At 38.6% G+C, this 12,431-nt stretch carries 16 protein-coding genes; 9 read left to right on the forward strand and 7 right to left on the reverse strand.

The genetic code is table 11. The features are described 5' to 3' along the window. Positions 1 to 150 precede the first annotated feature (150 nt). From ureC to NG743_RS12530, 6 genes are read right to left on the reverse strand one after another with little or no spacing between them, the layout of a single operon-like run. Entirely contained in the window at positions 151 to 1,857 is a 1,707-nt protein-coding gene (gene ureC, locus NG743_RS12505) for an urease subunit alpha (protein ID WP_027403116.1), read from the reverse strand. 50 nt (positions 1,858 to 1,907) lie between these two features. Beyond that, positions 1,908 to 2,213, reverse strand: coding sequence for an urease subunit beta (locus NG743_RS12510; protein WP_039202051.1), 306 nt, complete (start codon positions 2,211 to 2,213; stop codon positions 1,908 to 1,910). A gap of 23 nt (positions 2,214 to 2,236) precedes the next feature. Continuing rightward, positions 2,237 to 2,899 carry a DUF4276 family protein gene (locus tag NG743_RS12515; RefSeq protein WP_257122062.1) on the reverse strand — a complete coding sequence of 221 codons (663 nt, stop codon included), beginning with the start codon at positions 2,897 to 2,899 and terminating at the stop codon, positions 2,237 to 2,239. Continuing rightward, entirely contained in the window at positions 2,896 to 4,086 is a 1,191-nt protein-coding gene (locus NG743_RS12520; protein WP_027403119.1) for an AAA family ATPase, read from the reverse strand. Before NG743_RS12520 ends, NG743_RS12515 begins: the two co-directional genes overlap by 4 nt. A gap of 43 nt (positions 4,087 to 4,129) precedes the next feature. Further along, entirely contained in the window at positions 4,130 to 4,432 is a 303-nt protein-coding gene (gene ureA, locus NG743_RS12525) for an urease subunit gamma (protein WP_027403120.1), read from the reverse strand. 39 nt (positions 4,433 to 4,471) lie between these two features. Next, the gene (locus NG743_RS12530; protein ID WP_027403121.1) at positions 4,472 to 5,311 is read right to left on the reverse strand and encodes an urease accessory protein UreD; all 840 of its coding nucleotides are present in this window, start codon (positions 5,309 to 5,311) and stop codon (positions 4,472 to 4,474) included. A gap of 62 nt (positions 5,312 to 5,373) precedes the next feature. Between NG743_RS12530 and NG743_RS12535 the strand changes: the two genes are divergently transcribed. Then, positions 5,374 to 6,114: a sulfite exporter TauE/SafE family protein gene (locus NG743_RS12535; RefSeq protein ID WP_027403122.1), complete on the forward strand. Its 741-nt coding sequence runs from the start codon at positions 5,374 to 5,376 to the stop codon at positions 6,112 to 6,114. Positions 6,115 to 6,350: 236 nt separating this feature from the next. Continuing rightward, positions 6,351 to 6,926 (forward strand): Uma2 family endonuclease, encoded by a 576-nt coding sequence (locus NG743_RS12540; protein ID WP_257122063.1) that lies wholly within the window; start codon positions 6,351 to 6,353, stop codon positions 6,924 to 6,926. An 84-nt stretch (positions 6,927 to 7,010) separates the two neighbouring features. Here the strand turns inward: NG743_RS12540 and NG743_RS12545 are convergent, their stop codons facing one another. Further along, entirely contained in the window at positions 7,011 to 7,688 is a 678-nt protein-coding gene (locus NG743_RS12545) for a response regulator transcription factor (RefSeq protein ID WP_027403124.1), read from the reverse strand. A 1,033-nt stretch (positions 7,689 to 8,721) separates the two neighbouring features. On the opposite strand from NG743_RS12545, the gene groES reads away from it, so the two are divergent. The 7 genes from groES (at position 8,722) to NG743_RS12575 (ending at position 12,419) form a co-directional block, all read left to right on the forward strand. Next, the gene (groES, locus tag NG743_RS12550; protein WP_027403125.1) at positions 8,722 to 9,033 is read left to right on the forward strand and encodes a co-chaperone GroES; all 312 of its coding nucleotides are present in this window, start codon (positions 8,722 to 8,724) and stop codon (positions 9,031 to 9,033) included. A 102-nt stretch (positions 9,034 to 9,135) separates the two neighbouring features. Continuing rightward, a complete protein-coding gene (gene groL / locus NG743_RS12555) occupies positions 9,136 to 10,773 on the forward strand; it encodes a chaperonin GroEL (RefSeq protein WP_027403126.1) in 1,638 nt (545 codons plus the stop codon). Between the two features lie 271 nt (positions 10,774 to 11,044). Then, a complete protein-coding gene (locus NG743_RS12560) occupies positions 11,045 to 11,320 on the forward strand; it encodes a hypothetical protein (protein WP_257122064.1) in 276 nt (91 codons plus the stop codon). 164 nt (positions 11,321 to 11,484) lie between these two features. Beyond that, positions 11,485 to 11,586 carry a hypothetical protein gene (locus NG743_RS26900; RefSeq protein WP_371316539.1) on the forward strand — a complete coding sequence of 34 codons (102 nt, stop codon included), beginning with the start codon at positions 11,485 to 11,487 and terminating at the stop codon, positions 11,584 to 11,586. A gap of 10 nt (positions 11,587 to 11,596) precedes the next feature. Then, complete coding sequence (locus tag NG743_RS12565; protein WP_257122065.1) at positions 11,597 to 11,902, forward strand: hypothetical protein; 306 nt, start codon at positions 11,597 to 11,599, stop codon at positions 11,900 to 11,902. 119 nt (positions 11,903 to 12,021) lie between these two features. Beyond that, complete coding sequence (locus tag NG743_RS12570) at positions 12,022 to 12,219, forward strand: type II toxin-antitoxin system HicB family antitoxin (protein WP_039202316.1); 198 nt, start codon at positions 12,022 to 12,024, stop codon at positions 12,217 to 12,219. Beyond that, on the forward strand, positions 12,216 to 12,419 hold the full coding sequence (locus NG743_RS12575; protein WP_039202315.1) for a type II toxin-antitoxin system HicA family toxin: 204 nt from the start codon (positions 12,216 to 12,218) through the stop codon (positions 12,417 to 12,419). The genes NG743_RS12570 and NG743_RS12575 overlap by 4 nt, the downstream gene beginning before the upstream one ends. Positions 12,420 to 12,431 lie beyond the last annotated feature (12 nt).

Raw genomic sequence — 12,431 nt, forward strand, 5'->3', positions numbered from 1 at the left:
TCAGCCAAACAAATAACCTATCTATCTGTAGCTTAAGTTGACACCAATTTTTATTGTATTCACCTACTTAGATTATCAGCGGTGATATCTTAAATGTTGATTAGGAACTCAAAATTTGGGAAATAAAATAATTCTCAATCTGGAGGGTTTCTAAAACAGAAAGTATCTTTGTGCCATTGGTAAAATGGTTGCTGGTTCACAAGTTAATAATTCACCATCTGCGCGAACTTCGTAGGTTTCTGGATCTACTTCAATTTCGGGTAAAGCATCATTTAATTTCATATCTCGCTTAGTGATTTGACGAGTTCCTGAAACTGCGATCGCTAACTTCCCTAATTTTAATTGTTGAGGAATTTCTCTGGACAAAGCAGCTTGAGACACAAAAGTTAATGATGTCGCATTTCTAGCACCCGCAAAACTGCCAAACATCGGTCGCATATATACAGGTTGGGGTGTGGGAATACTAGCATTAGCGTCACCCATCTGTGACCAAGCAATCATGCCACCTTTAATCACAATTTCCGGTTTGACACCAAAAAAAGCAGGTTTCCACAAACACAAATCGGCTAATTTTCCCGCTTCTACCGACCCCACATATTCAGAGATACCATGAGTTATTGCCGGATTAATTGTATATTTAGCAACATAACGTTTAGCTCGTAAATTATCGGCATGACTATCACCAGCAAGGCTTCCCCTTTGCACCTTCATTTTATGTGCCGTTTGCCAAGTCCGAATGATTACCTCACCGACACGCCCCATTGCTTGGGAGTCGGAAGCAATCATACTAAACGCGCCTAAATCGTGAAGAATGTCTTCCGCAGCGATCGTTTCTCGACGGATACGGGATTCAGCAAAAGATACATCTTCAGGAATAGCTGCATCTAGGTGATGACATACCATCAACATATCTAAATGTTCATCTAGAGTATTGACAGTGTAAGGACGGGTAGGATTAGTAGAAGATGGCAAAACGTTACTTTGTCCACAAACCTTAATAATATCTGGTGCGTGTCCTCCTCCAGCCCCTTCTGTATGGTAGGTGTGAATAGCACGATGCTTAAAAGCGGCAATTGTATCTTCCACAAAGCCGGCTTCGTTTAGAGTATCAGTATGAATTGCTACTTGCACATCATATTCATCAGCAACGGTTAAACAAGTATCAATTGTGGCTGGATTTGTTCCCCAATCTTCATGGAGTTTCAATCCCATCGCCCCGGCTTCAATTTGTTCTATTAACCCTTGAGGTTGACTGGTATTACCTTTTCCTAAAAATCCTAAGTTAACAGGGAATGCGTCAGCAGCTTGCAACATTCGATACATATTCCAAGGTCCAGGGGTACAAGTCGTGGCATTTGTTCCCGTAGCTGGTCCTGTACCACCACCAATCATGGTAGTAATACCGGAAGCAATAGCGACTTCAATTTGTTGAGGACAGATAAAATGGATGTGGGTATCAATTCCCCCCGCCGTCAGAATCATTCCCTCACCGGCTAAAGCTTCTGTTCCCGGTCCAATGATAATATCTATATTGTCTTGAATATAGGGATTGCCGGCTTTACCAATTTTGTAAATTTTCCCCTCTTTAATGCCAATATCTGCTTTGACAATTCCCCACCAATCGAGGATTAAAGCATTTGTAATCACTAAATCTACAGCCCCATCCTGATTAGAAATAGGAGATTGTCCCATGCCATCTCTGATGACTTTTCCGCCACCAAATTTTACTTCATCACCGTAGGTTGTGAAGTCTCTTTCTACTTCTATAAATAGTTCGGTATCTGCTAATCTAATTTTATCGCCTACTGTTGGTCCGTAGGTTTCGGCGTAGGCTTGGCGGTTCATTTTGTATGTCATAGTTTATCCTTTTTTTTATCACGCAGAGGCGCAGAGGCGCAGAGAGAGTTTTAGAGGTTTCCATCAATTTTGTTGTTGAAGCCGTAGATTTGACGACTACCAACTAGGGGAATTAATGTTATTTCTTTTTCGTCTCCTGGTTCAAATCTGACGGCTGTGCCGGCGGGAATATCTAATCTCATTCCTCGTGTTTTTTCTCTGTCGAAGTTTAAAGCGGTATTGACTTCATAAAAGTGAAAATGTGATCCTATTTGAATTGGTCTGTCTCCTGTATTTGCCACTATTATTTTAGTCGTGGGACGACCTGCATTTAATTCGATTTCTCCAGATGGGGTAATGATTTCGCCTGGTATCATAATTGAGTTTTTCCTCTTTTAATTTATATTGCCAAATTTTCTAAGAATTGTACAAATGGTTTGAATGCTTGAGGGCATAGTTCGGCTATATCTTGATATCTTGCACTTTCTAATATTCTGCGTGCATCCACAGAACCTTTATATTTTTTACCACATTCTCGAAATATTTTTTCTACAATATCTTTCGGTGGAATATTATGATTTTGTTCCTCAACTGGTGTTATCCATTTTACAGCAAGAGAATTAACACCAAGTATACTCATTAGTTGGGATTCAGCAGCCAAAATTAAGGATTCTAAATCATGTTTAAAGCAAAAACCTCGAAAACGCTCTTTTAAGCGATTATCATTAATTCCTTTAGACTCTAATACCTGATTGAACGTATTTGAAATCCCATTTTCTAGTTCTTCAATTGTTTCATGTTCAAAGCCTTTATTTTTGGGATATAGGTCTGGCATAATTACCACAATTGAATCTGGCTGATTGCAGATAATATTGACTGCTTTAGTTGGTGTCTTTGTTAATAAATCTTTCTTAGCATCTCCTCCTTTATCATTATCATTTCCCTTAACTGCAAAAAATTTGATACTAATACCTTGCTGTAATTTCTGGTCAATTAAAGGTGCTAATAGTGCCTCCATTGCATATTTATCAGATGTCCCCTCTACATAAATTTCAACTTTCATGGAAGTCTCTCTAATTCATCGCTACGGTGTAATTGTTCTAATTCATCTGCACCAAAATCATCAAGCATATCAATTAATACCGGAGAATTACCAGGTTTAATAAATTTTGCTTCCCCTTTTTCTTTTCTGAGTACAGCAATTTGCGAAATATCAAATTGTGTGAGAAAATAAGACGAATGCGTTGCTAATAAAATTTGAGTGCGTTCAGAGGCTTTTTCAAATAAAGCAGCCAAAACAGGTAATGTCCGAGGATGAACACCTTGGTCCGGTTCATCAATACAAATTAAAGATGGTGGATTTGGGTGTACACATAAACAAATCCAGCAAATCAAACGCAAAATTCCATCTGATAAATCAGCAAGACTTAACTCATCATCAACACCTGATTCTCGCCAAAAAGCGATCACTTCTCCTGGTCCACCACGTGCTTTTACTGTTAAACCTTTAAAGCCAGGAATTACAGAACGTAAATGTTGTTGTAATTCATCAAATGCTGGACGATGTTCAGTCATTAAGGAAAAAAGAACTGAACTTAAATTACCTGCATTTTCATGTAAAATCGGTTCTTGTTCAATGGGAACTGATTGACGAATTTTCTGACTTGCTATATTGAAGGAACTATAAAATCTCCAATCACGAATATATTCACGTAAGTTATATAATGCTTCCAGTGATGGATTTGTCATTGCATTTAGCGTCAGTTGATTAGAACGCTTTAAAGCAATATCCTGTGTTAATTTATCTGATGTTAATGTTGTAAATCCTGTTTCTCCAGGTTCTCTAATTACACCTTTATTACCTTGAATATCCATATATATGTATGGACTACTGTATCTATCACTAAAAGGTTGAGATGATTCTACTCTTTCGTAGGAAACTTGAGTTCGACCAACCGGACCCATAAGTTCTCCCAGATATCTAATACCAGTTGGAAGACCTGTATCAATTTCAATGTCCCATTGGAACTTAGCTAGTCCTGGAATATGAAAAATCTGCTGACCAATAGAACCAGAAATAATTTCTGGAGGGATATCTTGATAAAGACTATCTCGCAAAAATTTGAGAAATTCAAACAAACTTGATTTCCCCGCACCATTAGCACCAACAATAATTTCTAGTGGTTGTAACTGGGCTTCAAAATTTCTGAAAGGCCGATAACCTTGAATATTAACTGATGTTAATCTCATGTTGTTTTTCCTTGATTTGCACTTTCTCCTATCTTAATCATTTCTACCGAATTGGATTATGTACAGTAACTAACTTTGTCCCATCAGGAAATGTGGCTTCTACTTGAACATCATGAATCATTTCTGGTACACCTTCCATGACATCATCACGAGTTAATAATGTTGTGCCATAACTCATTAAATCTGCCACAGTTTGACCATCTCTTGCACCTTCCAAAATCGCCGCAGAAATAAAAGCGACTGCTTCAGGATAATTCAATTTTAAACCTCTATTTTTCCTTCTTTCCGCTACTAAAGCAGCAGTAAAAATTAATAATTTATCTTTTTCTTGGGGTGTAAGCTGCATTGTTCTCTCCTCTGCGTTCTCTGCGTCTCTGTGGTTCGTTTAAATTTGCCAGACTCTAGGAATACAATTACCACGATTTAGACAAGATACTCGTAACATTTGCCAAATATTTGTAAACCAACTCCTGACTTCAGATGTAGAATTACCACGATATCGGCACAAAAATCCATGTTGTAAGCGAGTTACCCCAGCATCAGAGTTTTGAATAATTAAAGAACGTGCTTGGTTGATGATTTCTGGAGATAGAGGAAAACCAACACAAATAAAACTACCAACAACGGGATGTTCTCTTAAACCATGAGGACTGTGAAATACTTTTTCGTTACCGGGAACGATTTGTCTATCAATCCATAAGGGAATATCATTTTGCCAGATTTCCGTGTGCGATCGCATCTCTCCCTCTAAAAACTTTTCGCCCCTAGCACTTCTACCAAATCTCGTAATTTCCCAGCCTAAATAACTCGCACCTGGAGCTAATTCTACCCGCAAATCTTGGCGGTAAATTGCTCCATTAAATAAAATTGTTTCTTGGGGCAAATATTCTAAACAAGCATGAGCATCAACTTGGATATTTACGGTTTGTCTTGCTTGTAAGCCATTACTACGATATATTTTAGCAGCAGCGGCTGTAGTAATCAAGACATTTGTATAGGGTTGGAGGTGAATATGAGAGGATAGGCGATCGCCCCCCACAATGCCCCCAGCAGTGTGTAAAATCACACTATGACAAATTTCTTGTCCTTCCGGGTAAAAGGGGCGTTGTACCTTTAATGGGGCTTGATGGTGGTTATAAATTAACTGAGTGGAATCTCGGCGATGAGCATAAACTAAGTTAAGTTGACCATGCCAACCCTGTATTGTCTGAGAGTTATCAATCATTTATAGGGTAGAGTAAAAATCAAGTGCCTGATTTATTCGGTTTAACATATTATTCAATATTTATGACAATATTTTGGTTAGCATTAGCTGGAATTGTAGGATGGTTTGTCAGTTTACTAGCAGGTGGTGGAAGTGCATTAATCCTTATGCCCATTGTAAGTATATTTCTAGGGGCTGTAGCTATTGCTCCCGTAATTACTATTAGTGGGCTATTTGGAAACAGTGAAAGAGTATTTGTGTATTGGCAAAAAATTAATTGGGATGTTGTTAAATGGGAGTTACCAGGAGCAATTTTTGGCGGAATTTTGGGAGCTTTTACACTAACAAAACTTAAATTAGATTGGTTAAGTATTTTAGTTGCTATATTTCTGATTTTTTCAGCTACTAGTTACTTTTTTAAAAATGAAGAAAAATCTTTTTCAGTCAAAGCTTGGTACTTTTTACCAGCAGGTTTCGCCTATGCTTTTTTCTCTGGATTAATAGGGAGTATGGGTCCTGTATTAGCTCCACTTTATATTAACTATGGCTTACAAAAAGAAGAATTACTAGCAACTCAGGCAACAAATCGAGTGATTGTTCATATTGTCAAGATTTTTGTCTATAGTTTTTTGGGTGCTTTCAAATTGCCATATATTGGTTATGGAATTGTCCTTGGTTTGGCTGCTATACCTGGAAACTGGTTGGGACATTTAGTTTTGCAAAAAATCAGTGAAAAACAATTCCGGCGACTGGTTATCTCCTTTGTTTTGTTCAGTGGAATGCTAATTTTATGGCAGCAACGAGAACTATTAGTTTTTTGGTAAAACCACTTTCAATTTAATTTTGCAACTTGATTTGATTAAACTAATTTTTTAGTTCTATAATTTATTGTAGATGCCTAACTTAGTATCAATATGGCGGTATGCACTCGAATGAGATACAGTCAGTAAATCGAAAACCCTGTAGGGGCGCAGGGACTGCGCCCTCGATTGTATTTCATCCAACCAATAACCGCTATAGCAAGTGTTAAGCCTACATCTTAATTTGTGAGGTTTTAAATATGGTTGCTTCTCCCCAAATCTACATCACTCCAGAAGAATATTTAGAATTAGAAGAAAACAGCCCCGTCAAGCATGAATATATTGATGGATATATTTACGCAATGGCTGGCGCATTAGACGCTCATATTACCATTGCTGGAAACTTGTTTGCACTACTGCGTAATCATGTGCGTGGTTCTGGTCGTCGAGTATATATTTCTGATATGAAAGCCAGAATTGAATCTTTAAATAGATTTTTTTATCCTGATATTATGGTAACTTGCGATAACCGTGATCAAGAAACACTAGGATATAAAAGATTTCCTTGTTTAATAATCGAAGTTTTATCTGATTCTACCGAAAGATTTGATCGAGGTGACAAATTCGCTGATTATCAAACTATAGAAACTTTACAAGAATATATTTTAATTAATACAAAAAAACCGAGAGTTGAATCTTTCCGCCGCAATCAAGATGGATTTTGGGTATTACAGTCTTATGTAGGAGAAGAAACTTCATTTCAATTACACAGCATTAGCTTTGCGGAAACAATGAGACAACTTTATGAAGATGTAGATTTTCCGCAGCCAGCGTAATTTTCCCCAATCCACAATCAGAAATTTTGGACTTTAGACCTTAGATAAATCATCCAAAATCTAAAATCCAAAATCTAAAATTGTTTAAGCCATTTGATTTTCAATCGCCCAACGTGCTAATTCAGTACGGTTGTGGAGATTGGTTTTGCCCAACATATTGGACACATGGCTTTCAACAGTTCGCTGACTGACATTTAATTCTTCAGCGATTTCGCGGTTTGCTAAACCCCTAGCGACAAACTGGACTACTTTTAGTTCCGTTGGGGTTAACTGGACATCGAAAGGAACTTGGATGCGAGAGCCGCTGTCCCCGCCCTTGGTTTGATGTTCTTTCCAACGCACAGTTTGCTTGAGTGAGGATTCTACTTGTGCTACGAGTTCTTCAGGTTCAAAGGGCTTGATCATATATACGTCAGCACCTTTATTTAACCCCTTAACTCGGTCTGCACTTTGACCTTTAGCTGAGAGGAAAAGAACGGGAATCCAACTAGTTCGTTCAGTCTTGCGGACTTCCTCGACAAAAGTGTATCCGTCCATTTCCGGCATCATCACGTCACAGATGATCATATCTGGAACTTCGGTTTCTAGAAGATCCAGAGCTTCTCTGCCATTTGCAGCCGTGATGACTTCATAGCCCCGAAACTCTAAGTAATCCTTCACCAGCAAGATGAGGTTAGGGTCATCATCAATAAGTAGAAGTCGTTTGTGGTCTTTCATGCTGGGTTCTTTCATAACAGTGGCACTTCTTGCGCTTCGATCCATTAAGGTATTGATATAGTTATCCCGTATGTTGGATGACTTCGGATGTTGTCTTTTTTCCCACTTAACTTACTTTAACTCCCCGAAGTCTTAAAAGTGTTAGTTACTTTCAACAGACTTGCAAGTGAATGGAAAAAGTCTAGTAAGGATACGTATAGCAGTAGTCTTTATAATGCGCTATTATAGATCCATTTGAAAGTTGCAGGCTGAAAACCCTGATAAAATTATTGTCATTGTGAATAATCACAAGTCAGTATTTTTCAAGATGACCCTAGCTCAAAACTCGCCCGCGCTTTCATTGGTATACTGCTGCTTTACTTATCCTTCGGATGTGAAGCCTCTATTTAGAGGTTCAAAATCAACCGGGGAATCTTTTGGACAAGTATGGGTTAAAAATATAGATTTCTTCACCATACTCGTTGCCAATCTACTGGTCTTGGATGACCTACTCTAATGACTTCTGGATTTAATTGGCGATACCAGACCCCATCTAGGTAAACTACTATTATCGTTCTAGAACAACAAACACGCAAGTTTTTGACTTGGGCTGTGAAGATGTCTATGGAATAACTATGTGTTAACTGATGGATTGATCGCTCTCCCAGTCCTTGTTAACAACATTACCAAGTTCTAGACTAGCCGATTTATAACAGAATTGAGCATTTATCTGTTTTAGGTAATGGGTAATGGGTAATTGGTAATGTTCCCTGTTCCCTGTTCCCTGTTCCCTGTTCCCTAGTAGTTTTAGGGATGAGATGACTGTTTGTGGATCATTGTGATGTTACTCATTGAGTAGATCCCTGATTACAGTTCTATAACAATTTCCCAAGTTTGCAAATAAAGTTGTCCATATCAAAATATTCATTACTTACGCAACAAACCCTGACAACTAAAATAATTGGATATTTGCACTTAAGTATCGCCACCCTAATCTTAGTTCGGAAACCCGTACACAAGCCATGATTGCTATTGGGGCATAGATAAAGCTAAATTAGCACTCATGAGTCGAGAGTGCTAATTTAGCAAGAAATTTTGTATGGCAGCTGTATCTCTAAGCGTTTCCACCGTTAAGCCCCTGGGCGATCGCGTTTTCATCAAAGTGAGCGCCCCCCAAGAAAAAACCGCAGGCGGTTTGTATTTGCCCGATAATGCCCAGGAAAAACCCCAAGTAGGCGAAATCGCCGCTGTTGGTCCTGGCAAGCGCAATGACGACGGTACTCGTCAAACAATGGATATTAATGTTGGCGATAAAGTGTTGTACTCCAAGTACGCTGGCACTGATATCAAGCTGGGTACAGATGAATATGTACTCCTTTCTGAAAAAGACATTTTAGCGATTGTTAACTAATTGGGACTGGGTGATGGGTAAGGAGTTTTCCTAATTACCTGCTCACCATTCACCAATTCTTCGCAAAATTTAATTAATTTACTACCGGGATTTAGACTTATTATGGCAAAGCGCATTATTTACAACGAAAACGCCCGTCGCGCTCTAGAGCGTGGTATTGATATTCTCGCTGAAGCTGTAGCTGTTACCCTTGGTCCAAAGGGTCGTAACGTGGTTCTAGAGAAGAAATTCGGCGCTCCACAAATCGTGAATGATGGTGTCACCATCGCTAAGGAAATTGAATTAGAAGACCACATCGAAAATACTGGTGTAGCTCTAATTCGTCAAGCTGCTTCCAAAACCAATGACGCTGCTGGTGATGGTACAACCACAGCTACCGTTTTGGCTCACGCTATTGTTAAAGAAGGCTTGCGGAACGTTGCGGCTGGTGCTAATGCAATTTTATTGAAACGCGGTATTGATAAAGCATCTGCGTTTTTAGTCGAAAAAATTGCTGAACACGCTCGCCCTGTAGAAGATTCTAAGGCGATCGCCCAAGTTGCGGCAATTTCTGCTGGTAACGACGAAGAAGTCGGTAGCATGATTGCTCAAGCTATGGACAAGGTGGGTAAAGAAGGCGTAATTTCCCTAGAAGAAGGGAAGTCTATGACCACCGAATTGGAAATCACCGAAGGTATGCGCTTTGACAAGGGTTATATTTCCCCTTACTTCGCTACCGATGCAGAACGGATGGAAACCGTTTTCGATGAGCCTTATATCTTGTTAACTGACAAGAAAATTGCTTTGGTACAAGATTTAGTTCCTGTCCTCGAACAAGTAGCTCGTTCCGGTCGTCCTTTGGTAATTATTGCTGAAGACATTGAAAAAGAAGCTTTGGCAACTTTGGTAGTTAACCGTTTACGCGGTGTCCTTAACGTGGCTGCTGTGAAAGCTCCTGGTTTTGGCGATCGCCGTAAGGCTATGCTAGAAGATATTTCCGTCTTAACTGGTGGTCAACTGATCACCGAAGACGCTGGGTTGAAACTAGATACAACCAAACTAGAAAGCTTAGGTAAAGCTCGTCGCATCACCATTACCAAAGACAGCACCACAATTGTTGCCGAAGGTAATGAAGCTGCTGTGAAGGCTCGTTGCGAACAAATCCGTCGTCAGATGGAAGAAACCGAATCTTCTTACGACAAAGAAAAACTGCAAGAGCGTTTGGCTAAATTGTCCGGTGGTGTAGCTGTTGTTAAAGTTGGTGCAGCTACCGAAACCGAAATGAAGGACAAGAAGCTGCGCTTGGAAGATGCTATTAACGCTACCAAGGCTGCTGTAGAAGAAGGTATTGTTCCCGGTGGTGGTACAACCTTAGCTCACCTAGCTCCTGTATTGGAAGCTTGGGCGCACATCAACCTCAAGGATGAAGAGTTGACTGGTGCTTTAATCGTTGTTCGGGCTTTACCTGCTCCTCTGAAGAGAATTGCCGAAAACGCTGGTCAAAACGGCGCTGTAATTGCGGAAAGAGTGAAAGAGAAGGATTTCAACATTGGTTTCAATGCTTCTACCAACGAATTCGTTGATATGTTGGAAGCTGGTATTGTTGACCCCGCTAAGGTAACTCGTTCTGCTTTGCAAAACGCTGCTTCTATCGCTGGTATGGTGTTGACAACCGAATGTATCATTGTTGACAAACCTGAACCTAAAGACGGCGCTCCTGCTGGTGCTGGTGGTATGGGTGGCGGAGATTACGACTACTAAAATCTTTTCTTAGTTTTAAATAATGGTCGCTTCCGTAAGGGGGCGGCTGTTTTTTTTTGCACGCAGAGGCGCAGAGGCGCGGAGAGAATATTGAGTTTTAATTCAACTTAAGGTAAAATCTCTATCCCGCAAGGAACTCAAGTCCTTTACTAATGGCGAAAGTCATCTTTTGATGACTAAATACTGGGAAAATTTATTAGTCCGTTAAAACGGACTTGAGCTATGAGACAGGGAATTTATTCCCTGGCGTGTTTGCTATAATAGGACTTGTATGACTAAAGAATATTTAATTTATGTTGGTTCAGTGTTTCAGTTGGAGTGGTATTTTGATGAAAATGGTCAAAGCAATGCTCAAGAGTATTTTAATAGACTAGATGAAAAACAACAATTAAGATTTTTATTTTTAGTCAAACGAATTGGTGATTTTGGTCAAATAAGTAATAAAGAGCAATTTCGTAATGAAGGAGATAAAATCTACGCTTTTAAACCACAACCAGATCGATTTTTATGCTTCTTCTTTAGAGGGTGTTTGAAAAGTTATGGTTGATGTATCAAATATTTTTTACCCCACCCTAACCCTCCCCTTGTAAAGGGGAGGGAACTGGATTTTTATTGTTTCCCCCCTTTACAAGGGGGGACTAAGGGGGGTAGCAATGTGATGAAAATTACGGAATAACACTTTTCAAACATCCTCTTACTGGTCAAAAAATTATTGTTACCAATGCTTTTGAGAAAAAACAACAAAAATTACCAAAAAACCAGAAAGAAAAAGCTATCAACTATATGAATGATTATATTAAACGTAACCAATAAGGAGCATATTATGAAGAAAATTGAAGAACTATCAACTTTTGATAGAATGATGCAAAATCCCGATTTTAAAGCTAAATTTGCAGCAGGATATCAGGAGTTTTTGCTATCTGAATTGTTAATCTCTATTATGGAGAATGACCATATATCCATTGCTCAATTAGCTGAAGAAGTTAATATTCCTCCTGCTATTATTCAAGATATTTGTTCTGGTCAGCAAAAAGATATGAACATTAGTAATTTTTTACAGATAGTTCAATCTTGTGGTTATCGTCTTATTCTTGAAAAAGGAGAAGAGCGTATTTCTTTAGTAGCGTAAATTCTAACTTTTCTATTAGAGTATTATTTGGGTAAAACGGAATTAAGACCACAATTTGCTATTTTACCCAAAATATAATACATTGTCCAACAACGATATTATTTTGAAGAGGTTCAACTATGAAAATTAAAGCAATAATTCATACAGCCGAAGAAGGCGGTTATTGGGCTGAAGTACCAATTTTTCATGGATGTTACACTCAAGGAGAAACCATTGAAGAAGTATTAGAGAATCTTAAAGAAGTAATCAGTTTATATGCAGAGGATGAACCAGAAAATCTTAGCTCTTCTGACAGAGTAGTGGAATTAACTGTATGAAAGCAATATCAGGTAAAAAATTATCAGAAATACTGGTAAAGAACGGATGGCAATTAATCAGAGTGAAAGGCAGTCATCATCGTTTTAAAAAAGATAACATCAGTATTTCTATACCAATTCATGGTAATGAAGATTTGAAAATCGGACTTCTAAAAAGTTTGATGAAACAAGCAGATTTAACCGAATCTGATCTTATTTAAATTTTAATGATA

Source organism: Dolichospermum heterosporum TAC447 (genome assembly GCF_024584745.1).
In the GTDB taxonomy this organism is placed as follows: domain Bacteria; phylum Cyanobacteriota; class Cyanobacteriia; order Cyanobacteriales; family Nostocaceae; genus Dolichospermum; species Dolichospermum heterosporum.